1 protein-coding gene (running past one end of the window) is annotated in these 23,150 nt (G+C 69.3%); it reads right to left on the bottom strand.

Annotation, left to right across the window (positions count from 1 at the left end):
- The coding region annotated (locus ACFWF1_RS19385; protein ID WP_379322197.1) for a non-ribosomal peptide synthase/polyketide synthase crosses the window boundary (this coding region is incomplete at its 3' end): on the bottom strand, positions 1–23,150 show 23,150 of its 29,150 nt. The annotated region extends 6,000 nt beyond the left edge of the window.

Here is a 23,150-nt window from a genome sequence, read left to right as displayed (position 1 = left end):
ACCGGCACCGGCCGCAGCCGCGAATCCAGCACGTACACCTGGGTGTTGAACACCGGAGCACCGATCGGCACCGTGTCCGTGTCGGTCTCGACGACCTCGTGGAAGGTGACGTCGACCGCGGCCTCGGTCGGGCCGTACAGGTTGTGCAACACCGCACCGGTCAGCTCACGCAGGCGATGGGCGGGCTTGGGCGGCAACGCCTCACCGGAGGCGAATACTAGGCGCAGCGAATCACACTGGGCCGCAGCGGCATCGGCGACGAACACCGCGAGCATCGACGGCACGAAGTGGGTGACGGTGATCCGCTCGGTGTTGATGATCTCGGCCAGGTAGGCCGGGTCCCGATGGCCGTCGGGCTTCGCGACGACCAGCCGCGCGCCGATCTGCAAGGGCCAGAAGAACTCCCACACCGACACATCGAAGGTTGCGGGTGTCTTCTGCAGCACCGCGTCCGTGGCGTTCAGCTCGTACGCGGACTGCATCCACACCAGGCGGTTGACGATCGCCGCGTGCGGCACACCGACACCCTTGGGGCGGCCGGTGGAACCGGACGTGAAGATCACGTACGCGGTGTTCGACGGACGCAACGGCGCCCAGCGATCCGCGTCGGTGATCGCCGCTTCGGACAGCCCGCTCAGATCGAGCAGATCGATACGCACCTGCGCGGTATCGATGTCGAGATCGGTGCCGGAGGTCAGCACACACACCGGATCGGCCGTGGCCAGAATGTATTCCGTGCGCTCGGCCGGGTGATCCGGATCCAGCGGCACGTACGCACCACCGGCAACGGTGACCGCGTACATACCCACGACGAGATCGATCGAGCGCCGCATACCAAGCGCCACATACGATTCCGCGCCGACACCGCGGGCGATCAGCCAGCGGGCCAGCTGATTCACTCGACTGGCGAACTCGTCGTAGGACAGAATTGTCCCCTCGAACGAGAGCGCGGTCGCATCGGGCGTGCTCGCGACCTGCTCGTAGAACTTCGAAACGAGCGTCGCGGTCGAATCCACCTCGTGCCCGGTGTCGTTCCAGCCGGACACCACGAGCTCACGCTCAACGGTATCGAGCAGCTCGATATCACCCACCGGCACAGTCGGTTCGGTGGTGATCGCGGTCAGCACGCGGATCAGGCGATCGGCGATCCGGCGCACGGTCTGCTCGTCAAACAGATCACGCAGGTAGCCCGCGCGGACCCGCAGCTTCGAGTCCAGCTGGGCGATCAGCGTCAACGGGTAATGCGTGGCATCGGCCGCGTCGAGGCCGACAACCGCCATGCCGTCGATGTCCGCCGCCTGCGCCTGCAGCCCCTCGGCATCCACCGGGTAGGACTCGAATACCACCAGCGTGTCGAACAGGCCACCGATGCCCGCGGCGGACTGGATGTCCGCGAGACCGACGTAGTGGTGATCGAGCAGATCCGCCTGCTCACCCTGGGTCCGGGCCAGCAGCTGCTGCGCGGACTCCGCCGGGTCGAAGCGCACCCGCACCGGCACGGTGTTGATGAACAGACCGACCATCGACTCCACGCCGGACAGATCCGCGGGACGCCCGGACACCGTGGTGCCGAACAGCACGTCGTCGCGACCGGTCATCCGGCCGACCAGGATGCCCCACGCGGTCTGCAGCACGGTGTTCGGCGTGACGCCGAGCGAACCCGCCAGCGCGGTGAGCCGCGCGGTGGCAGTCTCGTCGAGCTCGAAGAAGTATTCGCCGGACAGCGAGGTGATCTCGCGTCCGGCATCCGGGCGGGCCAGCAGCGTCGGCTCGGTGACCCCGCGCAGTGCGTTCGTCCAGGCCGCGACCGAGGCCGAATGATCCTGCTGCGCAGTCCATTCCAGGAAGTGCCGGTAGGACCGCACGGCGGGCAGCACGCTGGTGTCCGCGTGTGCCGCGTAGAGCACCAGCAGATCCTGCATGAGCAGCGGCATGGACCAGCCGTCGAGCAGGATGTGGTGGTTGGCCACCACGAACTGCCAGCGGTCGCGCGCCACCTGGATCAGCGTGAAGCGGATCAGCGGCGGCTCGGTCAGATCGAAGCGCTTGGTGCGGTCCGCGGCGATCAGGTCGTCGCCGTCGCCCTGCTCGATCCGATCGTGCTCGGACCAGGCGACCCGGACGCTGTCCAGCACCACCTGCACCGGGCTGCCGTCGCGATCGGTGACGAACGCGGTACGCAGGTTCTCGTAACGATCCACCAAAGCCTGTGCGGCCGAACGCAACCGGGCCGCATCCACCCGGCCGGTGAGGGTCAGCACCGCCTGCGCGGTGTACACGTCCACCGAGGAGGCGGCGAGCCTGGCGTGGAACAGCAGACCCGACTGCAGTGCGGACAGCGGCCAGATATCGGCCAGGTTCGGGAAACGCCGCTCCCAGCCGTCGATATCACCCTGCGTGCTGCGCACCAGCGCGAAGTCCGACGGCGTATGCCCACCCGCACCGGTCGAATTGGCGTGCCGGGCAACCGCTTCCAGCGCGGTCGTCCACAGCTCGCCGAACTCACGCACGGCGGCGGCATCGAGCAAGGTCGACGGGTAGCCGATGTTCGCGGTCAGCTTGTCGCCGGTGACGATCGCGTTGATGTCCAGGGGCGCCATCGCGGGCATGTCCGCGTCGTAGGCCCCACCCAGCGCGCCGAGCTCGGCGGCCGGGATCCAGCCGAAGCCGCGCAGCGACTCGGGCACGTCGCCCTCGGAGACGCGGCCCAGGTAGTTGAAGCTCACCTGGCCCGGCAGCTCGACGGGCAGCTCGGCGGCGGTCTCCGGGTTCAGGTAGCGCAGCAGGCCGTAACCGACGCCCTTGTCGGGCACCGCGAGCAGCTGCTCCTTGATCGCCTTGACGGCCTGGCCGAGCGCGGGCCCGCCGGCCAGCGCGGCATCGATGTCGATGCCGGACAGGTCGAAGCGGACCGGGAAGATCGCGGTGAACCAGCCGACGGTGCGGGACAGGTCCGCGCCGGGCACGATGTCCTCTTCGCGACCGTGGCCCTCCAGGCGGATCAGCAGCGAATCGCCGCGGGCGCCCGCCCGGCGGGCCCGCCACTTCGCGGTCGCCAGGGCGAGCGCGGTGAGCAGGCCGTCGTTCACGCCGCCGTGGAACAGCGCGGGCACCGTGGTCAGCAGCGCCTTGGTGACCTCGGCGGACACCTCGACCTGCAGCTTCTCGATGACGCCCGAGGTGTCGATCGCCGGGTCCAGCGGCCGCTCGGTGAGCAGCGGATCGGCCGCGTCGACCACCGAACGCCAGTGCTCGAGTTCGGCGACCCGTCCGGCACTGCGCGCCTCGCGTTCGAGCCCGTGCGCCCAGGCCCGCATCGAGGTGGCCGGTGCGACCAGTTCGGGCTGCTGACCGGCGGTGCGCTGACCCCAGGCCGCGACGAAGTCCGGCACCAGGATGCGCCACGAGACACCGTCGACCACCAGGTGATGACCGACGACGATCAGGCGTCCGGCGCGTTCGCCGCTCGACGGCTCCAGCCAGACGAACCGAACCACAACGCCCGCAGCGGGATCCAGCAGATCCAGCGAGGAATCCAGTGCGGCGGAAGCGATCTCGATCAGCTCGGCATCATCGATACCGGCATCGAAGGTGTGGTGATCGACCAACGCGTCCACGTCGACCGTGCTGGCAGCGGCGGTTTCGAGAATCCACTCGCCGTCTACCTGTCGCAGGCTCGCCCGCAGCATGTCGTGCCGATCGATGACCGCGCCAACCGTCGCGACGATGCCCGCCCGGTCGATGCCGACCGGCAGCTCCAGCGCGAGAGTCTGATTGAACCGGCCGAACGAGCCGCGCCGCTCCGCCATGAACCGCACCACCGGGGTCAGCGGCATCGTGCCGACGCCACCACCGGGCAGCTCGGCGAGTACCACGGCCGAAGCCGCCGCGGCGTCGGCGGTTCCGGCGACCGAGGCCAGCCCGGCCACCGTGCGCTGCTCGAAGACGTTGCGCGGCGTGAACACCACGCCGCGCGCCTTGGCGCGCGACACCAGCTGGATGGAGACGATGCTGTCGCCACCGAGCGCGAAGAACGAATCATCGACGCCGACCCGCGCCACGCCGAGCACCTCGGCGAAGACCTCGGCGATGGCCTGCTCGATCGGCGTGCGCGGGGCCCGGAACACGACCTCGGTCGCGAACACCGGCTCCGGCAACGCCTTTCGGTCCAGTTTGCCGACCGGGGTGAGGGGCACCCGGTCGATCACCATGATCGACGACGGCACCATGTACGCGGGCAACCGGTCCTCGACATGCGCGGTCAGCGCCGCGACGTCGATCGTCCGGCCCTGCGCCGCAACGACATAGGCCACCAGCGAGGTGGCACCGGCGGATCCCTTGTGCCCGACGGTGACCGCGAAGTCGACGTTCTCGTGCGCGGCCAGCGCCGCGTCGATCTCACCGAGCTCGATGCGGAAACCGCGCACCTTGACCTGGAAGTCGGACCGGCCGACGTATTCGACCTCACCGGTACGGGTCCAGCGGACCACGTCACCGGTGCGGTACATCCGCGCACCGGCCACGTACGGGTTCGCCACGAAGCGATCGGCGGACAGCCCGGCACGCGCGTGGTAGCCGCGAGCCAACTGGATGCCCGACAGATAGAGCTCACCTGCGACGCCCACCGGAACGGGCCGGAGCTGGGCGTCCAGGATCAGCGACTGCATGCCGCGGGTCGGGCCACCGATGGTGACCAGATCGCCCGGCGTCAGCGCGTCGCTGATGTTGGTCATGATGGTGGTCTCGGTCGGGCCGTAACCGTTGTGGAAGCGCCGCCCCGAACCGTCCGGCGCGCCACCCCACTTGGTGACCAGGTCGGCCGGGACCGCCTCACCGCCCGCCACGATCACCCGCATGCCGGCCAGCGCGGCCGGATCCAGCGAGGCGAGCACGGACGGCGTGATGAACGCGTGCGTGACGCGTTCGGTGCGGATCAGCTCGGCCAGCTCGTCGCCGCCGTACACGCCGGGCGGGCAGACCACCAGGGTGCCGCCGCGGCCGATCGCCAGCAGGAACTCGAGGATCGACGCGTCGAAGCTCGGCGACGCGAAATGCAGTGCGCGCGTGGACGAATCGACGTCGTAGCGAGCGTTCTGCTCGTCCCGGAAGTTGGCGAGACCGGTGTGGGTGACCACGACGCCCTTGGGGACGCCGGTGGAACCGGAGGTGTAGATGACGTAGGCCGGGTGTTCCGGACGCACCGGGCGCACGCGCTCGGCATCGGTGATCGCGGCCGCGTCGACGCCGGTCAGATCCAGCTCGTCGAGGACGAGCCATTCGACCGAGTCCGGCAGGTCACCGCGCACCGACGTCACGGTCAGGCCGACCGGCGAACCCGAATCGGTGACCATGTGCGCGATGCGGTCGGCCGGGTAGGTCGGGTCGATCGGCACGAACGCGGCACCGGACTTGGCGACGGCCCACTCGGCGAAGTAGGAGTCGTCCGAGCGCGGCACGGCGACCGCGACCAGATCTTCAGTGCCGAGACCACGCTCGATCAGCAAGCGGGCCAAGCGGTTCGAGCGCTCGTCCAGCTCCCCGTAAGACAGACTGCGCCCCTGGAACACGACCGCGGGTGCGGCCGGGTCGATGGCGGCGGCCTCGGCGATCAGGTCCGGCAGCGTCCGCGCGACCGTGGCCTCCGGGCCGGTGCGGGCGGTCAGGTCGGCCCGCTCCGACGCATCGAGCACGTCGATCTGACCGACCGCGATCGTCGGGTTCGCGGCGATGGCCTCGAGCACTCGCTGCCAGCGCTGCGCGATCTCCGCGGCGGTCGACTCGTCGAACAGCTCGGTCGCGTAGGTGAGCGCCAAAGCCATTCCGGCCGTGCCGGGTTCACCCAGTTCCGACAGCGTGAACTGCAGGTCGAAGCGCGCCACGTTCTCTTCGAGGTCGAGCGCGGACACCGACAGCCCGGGCAGTTCGAGGCTGGTGCGGTCCAGGTTCTGGAAGGCCAGCATCACCTGGAACAGCGGGTTACGGGCCTGCGAGCGTTCCGGTGCGAGCAATTCCACCAGTCGTTCGAACGGCACGTCGGCGTTGCCGTACGCGTCCAGGTCGGTGCGCCGCACCCGATCGACCAGTTCGGTGAACGATTCGGCGGCGTCGATGCCGGTGCGCAACACCAGGGTGTTGACGAACATGCCGACCAGATCATCGAGGGCCTGCTCGCCACGGCCCGCGATCGGCGTGCCGACCGCGATGTCGTCCGCGCCGGACAGCCGCGACAGCAGCACCGTCAGCGCGCCGTGCATCACCATGAACAGCGACGCACCGCGTTGCCGCGCAATGTCTTCCAGCGCGGCGATCAGGTCGCCGGGCAGCTCGCGGTGCAGCGTCGCGCCGCGGAACGAGGCGATCGCCGGACGCGGCCGGTCCGCGGGCAGGGTCAGCTCGTCCGGCACACCGGCCAGGACCTGCTGCCAGTGCGCCACCTGACGCGCCATGAGCGAGTCCGGATCGTCTTCGGTGCCAAGGACTTCGCGCTGCCAGACGGCGAAATCGGCGTACTGCACTGCTAGGGGCGCCCAGCCGGGCGCGCTGTCCTGGGTGCGCGCCGAGTAGGCGAGCATCACGTCGCGGGTCAGCGGTCCCATCGAGAAGCCGTCCGCGGCGATGTGGTGCACCACGACGACGAGCACATGCTCGTTCGGGCCTGCGCTGTAGAGCCTGGTGCGCAGCGGAACCTGTTCGGCCACATCGAATCCGGTGGTGACGAAGTCGGTCACCACGGCGGTCAGCTCGGCCGGATCCACCTGCACCGGATGCAGGTCGAGCGCGATGTTCTCGGCGGGCACGATCACCTGGACCGGGGTGCCACCGTGCTCCGGGTAGCGGGTGCGCAGCGATTCGTGCCTGCGCACCACGTCGGCCACCGCGAGCCGCAGCGCGGCCACATCGAGCGCGCCGGTGAGGCGGATGGCGACCGGCAGGTTGTAGGCCGCCGAGGAGGTGTCGTACTTGTTGAGGAACCACATGCGCTGCTGCGCGAACGACAGCGGCACCAGTTCGTCGGCATTGCGCGGCCGGGCGACCAGCCTGGCCCGCGCGGCACCGTCTGCGTGCGATTCCACCCGTGCGGCCAGCGCGGCCACGGTGGGTGCCTCGAACAGCGCGCGCACCGCGACGGTGGTGCCCAGCGCGGCACCGATGCGGGAGACCACCCGGGTGGCGATGAGCGAGTTGCCGCCGAGATCGAAGAAGTCGTCGTCGACGCCGACCCGGGGCAGGTCGAGCACCTCGGCGAACACCGCGGCCACCGTCTCCTGCACCGGGGTGACCGGCGCGCGGAAGGCACGGGACTGCACGGCGGGCGCGGGCAGCGCACGGCGATCGAGTTTTCCGTTGACCGTCAACGGAATCCACTCGAGCCGCACCAGCGCCGAGGGCACCATGTACGACGGCAGCCGCTCGGCGGCACCGTCACGAACGTGGTCGAGTACCGGCACAATGTCGGGCTCGGCGACCACGTAGGCCACGATCCGCTGATCGCCCGGCTGGTCCTCGCGCACGATGACGGCCGCCTGGGCGATGCCTGGCTGAGCCAGGATGGCGGACTCGATCTCGCCGAGTTCGATGCGGAAGCCGCGGACCTTCACCTGATCGTCGGCGCGGCCCAGGTATTCGAGTTCGCCGAAGCGGTTCCAGCGCGCGAGGTCGCCGGAGCGGTACAGGCGCGAACCCGCCGCGTCGGAGCCGCCGAGCGGGTTGGCGACGAAACGGGTGGCGGACAGGTCGGGGCGACCGAGGTAGCCGCGCGCCAATTGCGGTCCGGCCACATACATTTCGCCCGCGACACCGACCGGGACCGGCCGCAGCCGGTTGTCGAGCACGAACACCCGCAGACCGGCGATGGCCCGGCCGACCACGCTGCCGGAGGCGGCGGCAATGGTCGCGGCATCCAATGCGCGGTAGGACACGTGCACGGTGGTCTCGGTGATGCCGTACATGTTGACCAGCAGCGGAGCTGAATCGCCGTGGCGGGCAACCCAATCCGAGAGCCTGCGCAGCTCCAGTGCCTCGCCGCCGAACACCACGTAGCGCAGGGCCAGCGGTGTGGCGTCGGGTGCGGCGTTGCGATCCGCTTCCGCCAGTTGGTAGAACGCGGACGGGGTCTGGTTGAGCACCGTGACCCGTTCGGCGCGCAGCAGTTCCAGGAACTGCTCGGGCGAGCGCGAGGTGTAGTAGTCGACCACCACGAGGGTGCCGCCGAACAGCAGCGGACCCCACAGTTCCCACACCGAGAAGTCGAAGGCGTAGGAATGGAACAGCGTCCACACATCGTCGGGGCCGAAATTGAAGTCGCGATCGGTATTGGCGAACAGCCGCACCACATTCCGGTGCGTGACCGCGACACCCTTCGGGCGGCCGGTCGAACCGGAGGTGTAGATCACGTACGCGACATGGTCGGGCGAGAGCGCCGCGTTGCGGTCCGCGTCGGTGATCGGCGCGTCGTCGGCGTCCTCGATATTGCCGGTTTCCACGGCGAAGCCGTCCAGCACCACGCTCGGCAGGTCCACCGGCACCGTGACCTGGACCGTCGAGTCCAGGATCACGCTGGTCGGCTGGGAATCCCCGAGCACGTAGGCGATGCGATCGGCCGGGTAGGTCGGATCGACGGGGACATAGCCCGCGCCGGTCTTGACCACCGCGACCAGCGCGACAACCAGGTCGAGCGAGCGCGGCAGGATCACCGCGACCAGCGACTCGGGTCCCGCGCCGTCCGCGATCAGCCTGCGCGCCAGGATGTTCGCGCGCCGGTCCAGTTCGCCGTAGGTCAGCGTCTCGACGCCGAAGCGGGCCGCCGTACGGTTCGGGTGCGCGGCAACGGCCGCGTCGAACACCGTGCTGAGGGTGGCGTCGCGCTCGCCGAAAACGCCTGCGCCGCCGTCCATTCCGGAGGACACCCAGCGCTGCGAGACGTCGAGGCGCTCGGACTCGCCGAGCAGGTCGATGTCGCCGACGGCGATCTCGGGATCCTCGGCGATGGTGTGCAGCACGCGCACCAGCCGGTCGGCGAACGAGGCCACCGTCTCCGGATCGAACAGTTCGGTCGCGTAGTTCCACGACATGGCCAGCGAACCGTCGGCGTGCTCGCCGACGGTCAGCTGCACGTCGAATTTCGCAGTGCCCGCATCGAATTCGACCACATCGAGAGCGAGGCCGGGCAGTTCGACAGTGCCCATGTCGGCGGCCGAGGCCGCCTCGAAGGTCAGCGCGACCTGGAACAGCGGGTGGTGCGCCTGCGAACGGGCCGGGCTGATGACATCTACGAGGCGCTCGAACGGCACATCGGCATTGCCGAACGCCGCGAGATCGGTGCGGCGGACCTGCTCGAGCAGCTCGCTGAACCGTGCGGCGGGGTCGACCTCGCTGCGCAGCACCAGCGTGTTGACGAACATGCCGACCAGGTCGTCGAGGGCCCGCTCGCCACGTCCGGCGATCGGGGTGCCGATGGCGATATCGGAGCTGTTGGACAGCCGGCCCGCCCACGCGGCCAGCGCGGCGTGCACCACCATGAACAGCGTTACCCCGCGACGGCGGGCCAGCTCGGCCAGTGCGGCGTGCAGTTCGGCATCGATCGAGAAGCCGTGCGTGCCACCGGCATTGGAGGCGATCTCCGGGCGCGGCCGGTCGGCGGGTAGCTCGATCTGGTCGGGCAGATCACGCAGCTGCTCGGTCCAGTACGCGATCTGCTGGGCGGCAACGGATTCCGGATCGTGCTCAATGCCGAGCACGTCGCGCTGCCACAGCGCGTAGTCGGCGTACTGCACGTCCAGGGGTGCCCAGGAGGGTGTTTCGCCGCGGGTGCGCTCGCTGTAGGCGACGACCACGTCACGCAGCAGCGGCCGCAGCGAGAAGCCGTCGGCGCTGATGTGGTGCATGACCAGCACCACGACGTGATTGCGCTCGTCCAGGCCGAGCAGGCTGGCGCGGAACGCGATCTCACGGGTCACGTCGAAGTGGAAGCCGGCCAGTTCGACGATGCGCGCAGGCAATTCGCCCGCGGTCACCGGCTCGCGGGCGACCGTGAACGAGACCTCGGAAACCGGCAGGATGCGCTGGTAGCCGGTGCCTTCCACCTCGGGGTACACGGTGCGCAGCACCTCGTGCCGGGCCAGCACATCGCCGATGGCGGCGTTGAGCGCATCGATATCGAGTTCGCCGGTGAGCCGGATGGCGACCGGGATGTTGTTGACCGCAGTGCGGTTGTCGAACCGGTTGAGGAACCACATCCGCTGCTGCGCCAGCGACAACGGCACCAGGCCGGTGCGCTCCTGCGGCACCAGCGGCGCCCGGCCGCCTTGTCCGGCAGCCGATTCCACGCGTGCGGCCAGCGCGGCGACACTGGACGCCTCGAACAGCGCACGCACCGGAATCTGGGTATCGAGTGCCTCGCCGAGCCGAGCCGCCACCTGGGTGGCCACCAGGGAGTTGCCGCCGAGCTCGAAGAAGTCGTCGTCCAGGCCGACCCGCTCGACACCGAGCACCGCGGCGAAGGTGTCGGCGACGATCTCCTGCACCGGGGTGGTCGGCGCGCGGAAAGTCTTGGCCGCGAACGTCGGTTCGGGCAGTGCCCGGCGATCCAGCTTGCCGGACGGGTTCAGCGGGAACGCGTCGAGCTCCACGTAAGCCGAGGGCACCATGTACGTGGGCAGTTGCTCGCCGAGCGCGGCCTTGACCGACTCGACGTCCAACGCCCGATCCGGGTCGCCGACCACGTAGGCGACCAACTGATCGCCGGTCCGCTCGTCGGTGCGCACCAGCACCACCGCCTGCGCGACCGATTCCAGCGCGGTGAGCGCGTTCTCGATCTCGCCGAGCTCGATGCGCAGACCGCGCAGCTTGACCTGGAAGTCGGTGCGGCCCAGGTACTCCAGCTCGCCGTCCTCGGTCCAGGAGACCAGGTCGCCGGTGCGGTACATGCGCTGGGCATCGCCGAACGGATTCGCGATGAACCGCTCGGTAGTCAGGTCCGGGCGTGCCACGTAGCCGTGCGCCAGCTGCGCGCCGGCCAGGTACAGCTCGCCGGGCACGCCGACCGGAACCGGCCGCAGCCGCGAATCCAGCACGTACACCTGGGTGTTGAACACCGGGGCGCCGATCGGCACCGAGCTGGTGTCGGCCTCGGTCACCTCGTGGAAGGTGACGTCGACGGCGGCCTCGGTCGGGCCGTACAGGTTGTGCAGCCTGGCGCCGGTCAGCGTGCGCAGGCGCTGCGCGGTGACGGCAGGCAACGCCTCACCCGAGGCGAAAACATTACGCAGACTGACGCATTCGGCCGCGCGCTCCTCGGCGACGAACACCGACAGCATCGACGGCACGAAATGCGCTGTGCTGACGCGTTCTTCGATGATCAGCCGCGCCAGGTAGGCGGGATCGCGGTGGCCGTCCGGCTTGGCGACGACCAGGCGCGCGCCGACCTGCAAGGGCCAGAAGAACTCCCACACCGACACGTCGAAGGTGGCCGGGGTCTTCTGCAGCACCACGTCGTAGGCGGCGAGGCCGTACTCCGCGTGCATCCAGACCAGGCGGTTGACGATGGCCGCGTGCGAAACCGCGACACCCTTCGGGCGACCGGTCGAACCCGAGGTGAAGATGACGTAGGCCGTGTTGGCCGGGCGCAGCGGCTTGTGCCGGTCCGCATCGGTCAGCGGCGCGTCGGAGTACTCCGACAGGTCGAGTTCGTCGATGCGCACCTGCCGGGAGCCCGTGGACTCCAGATCGGTGCCGGAGGTCAGCACGCACACGGGGCGCGCGGTCTCCAGGATGTAGTCGGTGCGCTCGGCCGGGTGATCCGGATCCAGCGGCACGTACGCGCCACCGGCCGCATTCACCGCGTACATGCCGACGACGAGATCGATCGAGCGCCGCATGCCAAGGGCCACATACGATTCCGGGCCGACGCCGTTCTTCTTCAGCCAGCGCGCCAGCCGGTGCACCCGCCCGGCGAACTCGGCGTAGGACAGACTTGTGCCCTCGAACGTCACCGCGTGCGCCTCGGGTGTGCGCGCGACCTGCGCCTCGAACAGCGAGACCAGCGTCGCGGCCGCATCGCCCACCGGCGAGGTCAGCGCGGCGTCCACCGGGAATTCGGTGTCGTTCCACCGCTCGACGACCAGCTCGCGCTCGGCTCCGTCCAGCAGCTCGATATCGCCCACCGCCGCGGTCGGTTCGGCGGCGACGCCACCGAGCACGCGAAGGAAGCGCTCGGCGAAGGTGTTCGCGAACGCGCCGTCGAAAAGATCGGTGGCGTAGAGGAGTTCGGCATCCATTGACGCCTCGGTGCCCTGCACCTCGCTGAGCGTGAGCTGCAGGTCGAACTTCGCGGTCGGCTGGTCGATGCCGAGCTCGGACACCAGCAGGCCGGGCAGTTCGAGCGACGCGCGGCCCAGGTTCTGGAACGACAGCATCACCTGGAACAGCGGATGCCGCGCCTGCGAGCGGGCCGGGTTGAGCACCTCGACCAGCCGCTCGAACGGCACGTCGGCGTGCGCGAACGCCTGCAGGTCGCGCTCGCGGACCTGCGCGAGCAGCTCGGTGAACGACGCGTCGGTGTCGACCTGCGCGCGCAACACCAGGGTGTTGACGAACATGCCGACCAGGTCGTCGAGCGCCCGCTCACCACGACCGGCCACCGGGATGCCGATGGCGATGTCGTCGGAACCGCTCAGTCGCGCGAGCAGTGCCGCGAAGGCGCTGTGCACCACCATGAACAGCGTGGTGCCGTGTGCGTGCGCGACGCGGTTCAGCTCGTCGATCAGCTCGCCGGGCACCCGGAATCGGTGTGTCCCTGCTTGATACGACGCGACCGCGGGCCGGGGCCGCCCGGCCAGGCGCAGTTCGTCGGGCAGACCGTTGAGCGCGTCGCGCCAGTAGTCGAGCTGCTCGGAGATCAGCGAGGTGGGATCGTCCTCGGAGCCGAGCGTGGCCCGCTGCCACAGCGCGAAGTCCACGTACTGCACCGCGAGCGGCGGCCAGCCCGGCTCGGACGCAGAGGTGCGGGCCACGTAGGCGGTCATCAGGTCGCGGACCAGCGGCCGCATCGAGAAGCCGTCCGTCGCAATGTGATGCACCACGACAACCAGGACGTAATCCTGGTCGCCGAGCTGGTAAGCGCGCAGCCGCACCGGCGGCTCGGCCGTCACGTCGAAGCCACGCTCGACGAATTCGTACAGCGCGCCGAGCAATTGGCCCTCGGCGACCGTGAAGACCTCCAGGTCCGGGATCGCCCGGGTCGCGGGCAGTACCCGCTGATAGGCGACGCCGTCCTGCGACGGGTAGATGGTGCGCAGCGATTCGTGCCGTGCGACCACGTCGGCGATCGCGCCGCGCAGTGCCGCCAGATCCAGCGCGCCCTCCAGCCGCACCGCGGCCGGAATGTTGTTGGCGGCCGAGTCGGCGTCGAAGCGGTTGAGGAACCACATCCGCTGCTGCGCCAGCGACAGCGGCGGCCGCTCCGGGCGCACCTGTGCCGTAAGCGCTTGGCGCGCACCGGTTCCCGCCCGCGACTCGACGCGGGCGGCCAATGCGGCCACGGTCGGCGCCTCGAACAGCACGCGCACGCCGACCTCGGTGTCCAGCGCCGCGCTCAGCCGCGCGACCACCTGGGTGGCGACCAGCGAGTTGCCGCCGAGTTCGAAGAAGTCGTCGTCCACGCCGACGCGCGGCAGCCCGAGCAGATCGGCGAAGACCTCCGCGACGATCTCCTCGATCGGCGTCGCCGGGGCGCGGAACTGCTTGGCCTCGAACACCGGCGCGGGCAGCGCCTTGCGATCCAGCTTGCCGCTGGCGTTGAGCGGGAAGGCGTCGAGCACGACCAGTGCGGCCGGAATCATGTAGCCGGGCAGCAGACCGGCCAGCGCGAGCTTGACCGCATCGGTGTCGATGACCGAATCCGGTTCGGCGACAACGTAACCCACCAGCTGATCGCCGGCGTGCGCGTCGGTACGCACCACGACGACGGACTGCGCGACGCCCGGCTGGGTCAGCAGCGCGGCCTCGATCTCGCCCAGTTCGATGCGCAGACCACGCAGCTTCACCTGGAAGTCGGTGCGGCCCAAGTACTCCAGCTCGCCATCAGCGGTCCAGGTGACGAGGTCACCGGTGCGGTACATCCGCGCACCCGCCGCGCCATACGGATTGGCGACGAAGCGATCCGAGGTCAGGTCCGCGCGGCCGAGGTAGCCGAGCGCGAGCTGATCGCCCGCGAGATAGAGCTCTCCTGCGACACCCGGTGCGACGGGGTGCAGCCTGGCGTCGAGCACGAACACCCGAGTGTTCCAGACGGGCCGGCCGATCGGCACCGAGACCGAATCCGCGTCCGTCACTTCGTGATACGTGACGTCGACGGCAGCCTCGGTCGGGCCGTACAGGTTGTGCAGCTTGGCGCCGGTCAGCTCGCGCAGACGCTGCGCGGTTTGCGCGGGCAGCGCCTCACCGGAGGCGAACACCTGCCGCAGCCGCGACGACGGATACCCGTCCGCGTCGCCGTTCTCGCTGCCGAGGGTGGACACGAACACCGACATCATCGACGGCACGAAATGCGCCGTGGTGATGCCGTGCTCGGCGATGAGCTGCGCCAGGTACACCGGGTCGCGATGCCCGTCCGGCTTCGCGACGACCAGTCGCGCGCCGGTCTGCAAGGGCCAGAAGAACTCCCACACCGACACGTCGAAGGTGGCGGGCGTCTTCTGCAGCACGGCGTCGCCGGGCCCGATCGGGTACTCGTGCTGCATCCACAGCAGCCGGTTGACGATCGCGGCATGGCTGACCGCCACACCCTTCGGGCGACCGGTCGAGCCCGAGGTGAAGATGACGTAGGCGGTGTTGCCCGGCCGAAGCGGTCGGGTGCGTTCGGCATCGGTGATCGGCGCGCCGCTGGAGGCGGCGATGCCGGGCACGCCCTCGATGCCCTCGATCGCGATGACCGAGACCTCGCGCTGCAGGTCGATGCCGAACCCGTCGGCGGACCGGTACAGGATCATCCGCGGACGCGCGGTGTCGACAATGTGGTTGATCCGGTCGGCGGGCTGATCCGGGTCCAGCGGCACGTACGCCGCACCCGTCTGCAGCACCGCGTACATCGCGATGACCAGCTCGTTGGAGCGCCGGATGGACAGCGCGACCAGTGATTCCGGGCCGACGCCCGCCTTGATCAGCTGCCTGGCGATCCGGTTCGCCCGCACCTGCAGTTCGCGGTAGGTGAGCCGCTCCTCGTCGAAGAGCAGCGCCGGTGCGTCCGGCGTCGCCGCGGCCTGCGCGTCGAACAGCGAGACCAGCGTCTCGCCCGGCACCCGGTGCGCGGTGTCGTTCCAGTCGACGAGCACCTGAGCTTGCTCTTCGCGCGCGAGCAGGTCGATGTCGCCGATCGGCACGTTCGGGTCGACGGTGACGGCCGCGAGCACGCGGTCGAGCCTGCGCGCGAACGCGGCCACCGTGTCCTCGTCGAAAAGGTCTTCGGCGTAGGAGAATTCGGCCGACATGCCCGCCGCGTCGCCCAGCTCGTCCTGGGTCTCCTGCAGGGTCAGCTGCAGGTCGAACTTGGCCAGGCGCGCGTCGTAGTCGACGCCGTTGACCGAGAGTCCGGGCAGCTCCAGGCTGGCCTGCCTGGTGTTCTGGAAGGTCAGCATCACCTGGAACAGCGGATGCCTGGCCTGCGAGCGGGCCGGGTTGAGCACCTCGACGAGGCGCTCGAACGGCACGTCCGCGTGCGCGAACGCGTGCAGATCCTTTTCCCTGGCCTGCGCGAGCAGATCGGCGAAGCTGGCCGCGCCGTCCACCTCGGTGCGCAGCACGAGCGTGTTGACGAACATGCCGATCAGGTCGTCCAGCGCGGCCTCACCGCGGCCGGCCACCGGCGTGCCGATGGCGATGTCGCCGGTGCCGCTGGCCCGGGCCAGCAGCACGGCCAGCGCGCTGTGCATGACCATGAACAGCGAGGCGTTGTGCCTGCGGCCCAGGTCGACCAGCGCGCGCTGGGTCTCGCCGGAGATCACGAACGGGTAGGTGCCGCCGCGATAGGACGCCGCCGCGGGTCGCGGCCGATCCGAGGGCAGCACCAATTCGTCGGGCAGGTCCGCGAGTTCGCGGGCCCAGTAGCGAATCTGGTTGGCGATCAACGAACTCGGGTCGTCCTCGGAGCCGAGTACCTCGCGCTGCCACAGCGCGTAGTCCGCGTACTGGACGGGCAGCGCCGACCAGGCCGGGGCCTCCCACGAGGTGCGCGCGGCATAGGCCACCATCACGTCGCGGGCCAGCGGGCCCATCGACCAGCCGTCGGCGGAGATGTGGTGCACCACCATGCCGAGCACGTACTCGGTTTCGCTGATCTCGAAAAGCCTTGCATGCAAGGGCACTTCGTTGGTCACGTCGAACGCCATCGAGGCGAGCTGGACCAGGTGGTCGATCAGATTGTGCTCGGTCACCGGGATCGGCGTCAGGTCGGGCACGATCTGCGCCGCGTCGAGGACCACCTGCACCGGCCCGGTCTTGGTCTCCGGGAACACGGTGCGCAGCGACTCGTGCCGGTCGATCACGTCGATGACCGCGACCTGCAGCGCGGCCACGTCGAGATCGCCGGACAGCCGGATGGCGACCGGAATGTTGTTGACCGCCGAGGCGGTATCGAACCGGTTGAGGAACCACATGCGCTGCTGCGCAAGCGAAAGCGGCACCTCCTCGGGACGGACGCGGGCCACCAGCGCCTTGCGCGCACCGTCACCGGCGTGCGACTCCACCCGGGCCGCCAGCGCGGCAACGGTGGACGCCTCGAACAGCATCCGCACCGGCACACGGGTATCCAGCGCGATGCCGAGGCGCGAGGCGACCTGGGTCGCGATCAGCGAGTTGCCGCCGAGCTCGAAGAAGTCGTCATCGACGCCGACCCGGTTGATGCCGAGCACCTCGCCGAAGATCTGCGCGACGATCTCCTCGATCGGCGTTGTCGGCGCCCGGAATTCGCGCACCTCGAACACCGGCGCGGGCAGCGCCTTGCGGTCGAGCTTGCCGGAGGGGTTGAGCGGGAACGCCTCCAGCACCACGATCGCCGACGGCACCATGTACGCGGGCAGCGTGCGGTGCAGGGCGTTCTTGATGTTGTCGATGTCGACCGGGCCCGCCGGGGTGACCACGTACGAGACGAGTTGGTCGCCCGCGACGGTATCCAGCACGAGCACGACTGCCTGGGTGACGGCTGGATGGTCGAGCAGCGCGGCCTCGATCTCGCCGAGCTCGATGCGCTGGCCGCGGAACTTCACCTGGAAGTCGGTGCGGCCGATGTACTCCAGCACGCCCGCGGCGCCGACCTCGGGATCGTGCGGCTCGACCCAGCGAACCAGGTCGCCGGTGCGGTAGAGCCGGCTGCCGGGCGCGCCGAACGGGTTGGCGACGAAGCGTTCCGCGCTCAGGTCGGGGCGGCCGTGGTAGCCGCGGGCGGTCTGCACGCCGCCCAGGTACAGCTCGCCGGGCACGCCGACCGGGACCGGGTCCAGGCCCTCGTCGAGCACGTAGGCCTGCGCGTTCCACACCGGGCGCCCGATCGGCACCGAGGTGGGCGCCACCTCGTTGAGGTGCCACGCGGTGGCGTGCACGGTGAATTCGGTCGGACCGTACAGGTTGTGCATCGCGGCGGTGGAGAACTGCCGGAACGCGGCGACGGTGGCCGGCGGCAGCGCCTCACCGGCGACGAGAACCGCACGCAGCGAGGCGCATTCGGCGGTGGACGCGGCACCGGCGAACACCGAGAGCATCGACGGCACGAACGAGGTCATGGTGACCTGATGCCGTCCGATGATCTCCGAGAGGTACATCGGATCGCGGTGCCCGTCGGGCGCGGCGATGAGCATCCGGGCGCCAACGGCCAAGGTGCCGAACAACTCCCACACCGACACGTCGAAGGTGACCGGCGTCTTCTGCAGCACCACATCGGCCGGGCTCATCCGGTATTCACCGGTGATCCAGGCGATCTGGTTGAGCACACTGGCATGGCTGACGGCCACACCCTTGGGGCGGCCGGTGGAGCCGGAGGTGTAGAGCACGTACGCGGCGTTCGTCGGGCGCAGCGGTGCGCGGCGCTCGGCGTCGGTGATCGGCCCGTCGTCGAACTCGCTCAAATCCAAGGTGTCGACGGCGATCACCGGGCAGTCGCCGGACTTGACGTCGTCCGACAGGGTGGTCAGCACGCACACCGGCGTCGAGTTCGCCAGCACGTAGTCGGTGCGCTCGGCCGGGTGGTCGGGGTCGATCGGCACGTAGCCGCCACCGGCGGTCATGGTGGCGTAGATGGCGATCAGCATGTCCACCGAGCGGCGGATACCGACGGCGACCAGCTTTTCCGGGCCGACACCTTCGGCGATCAGCTTGCGCGCCAAACGGTTTACGCGCGCCGAGAACTCGGCATAGCTCAGCTGGACCTGCGGGCCGAATTCGCCTGCGCTGCGGGTACCGCCGTCGAACAGGACGGCAATGTCGTTCGGGCGCAGGCGAACCTGCTCCTCGAACAGGTCGAGCACGGTCGCCGCGGGTAACTCGTGCGTGGTCTGGTTCCAGCCGGTGAGGACGAGGGTGCGCTCGGCGTCGTCGAGGATGTCGATATCGCGGACCGCGGCCTGCGGGGTGGTGACGGCGGCTTCGAGGACACGCAGGTAGCGGCGGCCGAATTCGGCGACGGTCGCGGCGTCGAACAGATCGGTGGCAAAGGAGACCACGGTCGCCATGCCGGCGGGTTCGCCTTGGGCGCCACGTTCTTCGGTGACGGTCCACTGCAGGTCGAACTTGGCGATGTCGACGTCGAGCTCGTCGGCGGTGACCGAGAGCCCGGGCAGTTCCAGTGTCGCGTGCGACATTTCCTGGAACGACAGCATCACCTGGAACAGCGGATGCCGCGCCTGCGAGCGGGTCGGGTTGAGCACCTCGACGAGGCGCTCGAACGGCACGTCGGCGAAGGCGAACGCGGCGAGGTCGGTTTCCCTGGTGCGGGTGAGGAACTCGGTGAACGGCTCGCTGCCGTCGACCTCCGAGCGCAGCACCAGCGTGTTGACGAACATGCCGATCAGGTCGTCGAGGGCCTGCTCGCCACGACCGGCGACCGGGGTGCCGATGGCGATGTCGTTGGTGCCCGACAGCCGGGCCAGCAGCACGGCCAGCGAGGCGTGCATGACCATGAACAGGCTGACGCCCTGGGCCCGCGCCAGCGCCGAAAGCCGCTGGTGCAGTTCGGCATCGATGTCGAAGGTGACCCGGCCACCGCTGAAGCTCTGCACCGGCGGCCGCGGGCGATCCGCGGGCAGGTCGAGCTGATCGGGCAGCCCGGCCAAAGCCCGCCGCCAGTAGGCGATTTCACGCGCGGCCATGGAACCGGGGTCGGACTCGGCGCCGAGCAGCTCGCGCTGCCAGACGCTGAAGTCCTGGTACTGCACCGGCAGCGGCGCCCAGCTCGGCGCCTGCCCCGCGGCGCGCGCGAGGTAGGCGGCGGCGACGTCGCGGGCCAGCGGGCCGAACGAGAAGCCGTCCGCGGCAATGTGATGCACCACGAACGCGACCGCGTAATCGGCGGTGCCGTTCTCCCGGCCACCGGTCACCGCGTAGACCCGGACCCGGATCGGCAGCTCGCGCGAGACATCGAAGCCGGTGGACGCGAACGCGGTGAGCACACCGTGCAATTCGGTCTCGTCGATCGGCTCGATCGCGATGCCGAGGTCTACCTGGTCGACCGGCAGCACCTGCTGGTAGCCGCCGTCGCCGGACTCGGGGAAGATCGTGCGCAGCGACTGCTGGCGCGCGACCACGTCGGTCAACGCGGTCTGCAACGCGTCCAGGTCGACCTCGCCACGCAACCGCACCACGAACGGCAGGTTGTAGGCGGGCACGGTCGAGTCGAACTGGTTGATGAACCACATCCGCTGCTGCGACAGCGACAGCGGCACCCGCTCGGGCAGCTGCTGGGCCACCAGCGGCGGCCGGGCGCCCTCGGTCTGGCTGGCGTTCTCCGCGCGGGCGGCGATCCCGGCCACGGTCGGGGACTCGAACAGCGCGCGCACCCCGATCTGGGTGCCGAACGCCACACCGATCCGCGATACCACCTGGGTCGCGACCAGGGAGTTGCCGCCGAGATCGAAGAAGTTGTCGTCGATGCCGATGCGGTCCTGGCTCAGCACGTCGGCGAAGATGCCCGCCACGATCTGCTCGGCCTGGGTGCGCGGGGCACGGAAACTCGTCGCGTCCGCGCTGAAGACGGGCTCCGGCAAGGCCTTTCGGTCCAGCTTGCCGGAGGTGTTGAGCGGGAACCCGTCCAGCACCATGACCGAGGCGGGCACCATGTAGCTGGGCAGCTTCTCGGCCGCGAACCTGGTCAGCTCGGTCGGATCGACCGAATGTCCCGGCGCGGGAACAACATAGGCCACCAGCTGCTGACCGGTGGCGGTATCCATCACCAGCACCACGGCCTGGCTGACCGCCGGATGGGCGAGCAGGTCGGTCTCGATCTCGCCGAGCTCGATGCGCTGACCACGGAACTTCACCTGGAAGTCGGTGCGGCCGATGTATTCCATCGTGCCCGCGTCGTTCCAGCGCACCAGGTCACCGGTGCGGTACATGCGTTCGCCGTTGTCCGACAACGGGTTCGCGACGAAGCGATCCGCGCTCAGGTCCGGGCGGCCGCGATAGCCGCGGGCCAGCTGCCGGCCACCGAGATAGAGCTCACCCGGTGCGCCGATCGCGGCCGGTCGCAGCCGCGAATCCAGCACGTAGACCGAGACATTCCACTCCGGGATACCGATCGGCACGGTCACCGTGTCGGCGGCGGTCGCCTCCCAGTAGGTCACCGAGACCGCGGCCTCGGTCGGGCCGTACAGGTTGTGCAGACCGGCGGTGGTGATCGCACGGAAACCGGCGGCGGTCTCCGGCGGCAGCGCCTCACCGATCACGAAAACCGCACGCAGCGTGGCACATTGCGCCTGCGTCGCGTGCGAGACGAACACCGTCAGCATCGACGGCACGAAGTCGGTCACGGTGACCCCGTGCCGCTCGATCATGTCCGCGACATACAGCGGATCGCGATGGCCGTCCGGCGCGGCGATGACCAGTTTCGCACCGACCAGCAGCGGCAAGAAGTAACCCCACAACGACACATCGAACGTGGTCGCGGTCTTCTGCAGATACACGTCATCCGCCGTGAGCCGGTACTCGTCGAGCATCCACAGCTGCTGGTTGACGATCGCGTGATGAGTGACCGCAACGCCCTTGGGGCGTCCGGTCGAACCCGAGGTGTAGATGACGTAAGCGGTGTTGTCCGGGCGCAGCGGCGCGAGCCGGTCCGCGTCGGTCACCGGCTCGGCGGAGAACCCCGACACATCCAGGGTGTCGATCGGCAACTGCCGCACCGACTCCGGTAGATCGAGCACATCAGCCGACAGCGTCAACACGCAGACCGGTGCCGCGCTGTCGAGGATGTAGGCGGTGCGATCGGCCGGATGATCCGGATCGATCGGCACATACGCACCACCGGCCTTCAGCACCGCATGCATGCCGATGACCAGCTCCAGCGAGCGCCGCATACCCAGCGCGACAAGCGATTCCGGGCCGACACCGTCGGCGATCAGGAACCGGGCCAGCCGGTTGACCCGCGCGTCGAACTCCGCGTAGGTCAGCGTCGCGCCCTCGAAGTCGAGCGCGATGCTGTTCGGCGCCAACGGCATCTGCGCATCCAGCAGCGCGGACAACGTGGTGTCGGGCACGTCCTGGTCGGAGTCGTTCCACTCCAGCAGCGAACGCTCCCGCTCCTCGGCGGTGGTGACATCCAGCGCCCAGACCGCGGCGGCGTCGTCGGCCGCGAGGAAGCGGTCGAAGAACTCCAGGAAGCGCGAATGATGCCGCTGCGCTTCGTCTTCGGTGTAGAGGTTCGGGTTGGTCTCGAAGTCGATGTGCGAGCGGGTGCCCGCCACCGACTGATAGAAGTTGACGCCGAGATCCTCGATGCTGCCGGTGGACAGCACGTGCAACTGCCCGACCATCGGGCCCATCACCAGCTCATCGTGGAACAGCATGATGTTGACCCACGGGCCGAAGAACTCCGTGGTCACCATGCCGTCACCCGCGGTATCGCGGCGGATGTCCTCGTGCCGGTACCGCTGGTGCCGCAGCGCGCCGGACACCTCGACCGTCACCTGCTTGAGCAGTTCACTGACCGTCGTGTCGTGGCCGACGTGCAACCGCAGCGGCACGATGTTCGACGAAACACCACCCGAGCGACGCATCGCCGCGGTGGTGCGCGCGGTCACCGGCAGACTCAGGATGACGTCCTCGACGCCGTTCCACTGCGCCAGATAACCAGCGAACGCGGCGAGCAGCAGCCCGGCGGGCGTCGAATCATGGTGCCGCACAGCGGTATCGAGCAGCGTGTTCTGGTCATCGGACAGGGCCGCGCTGGCGATCCCGTTGATCGCGGCGGGCGGGGCGGACCGGCCGGTCAGGCTGGTGCCGTCCTCGAGCCCGGCGACCCGCTCGGTCCAGTACTCCTTGTCGGTGGCGAACCGCGTGCTCTCGCGGTAGGCCATTTCCTGCTCATAGAGCGTGTGCAGGTCGGTGGCCTTGGAGACGGCGGGCTCGGTGCCGTTCACGTACGAGGTGTACAGCTCGGCGATCCGGTTCAGGTTGGTCATGGCGCCGAAGCCGTCGAGCGTGACGTGATGGGCGCGCGAGTACCAGTACCAGTGGTCGTCGGCCAGCTGCAGCGCCGCGACCGCGATCAGGCGGTCGGTCGTCAGGTCCATCGGGCGGCTGTACTCGGCCCGCATCCACGCCATCGCGGCCGCGGCCGGATCGGCCTCGGCGCGCAGGTCTACATAGGTGACCTTGTCGTAGTCGGCGATGCTGTGATCGACGAACTGCAATGGCTCGCCGTCGCGTTCGATGATGCGCAGGAAGCCCGAACCGAGCTCGTGCGACGCGTCGATGCTCGCCTGTTCCAGGATCTCGACATCCAGCTCACCGTGCAGATCCACGTACTGCGCGATGTTGACCGGCACCTGCGGGTCGACATGCTGCGCGTACCAGATGCCCAGCTGTGCAGGAGACAGCGGGAAGTAGCCCGAACCAGCGTCCGCCCGTTCGCCACCAGCTTCGCCGTTTCCGCCGAAATCCAGCCGGTCCAA

The organism is Nocardia sp. NPDC060255 (assembly GCF_042727395.1).
Taxonomy (GTDB): Bacteria; Actinomycetota; Actinomycetes; order Mycobacteriales; family Mycobacteriaceae; genus Nocardia.
Note: the sequence above shows the minus strand (reverse complement) of the source record. Positions and strands in the feature narration are given on the sequence as shown.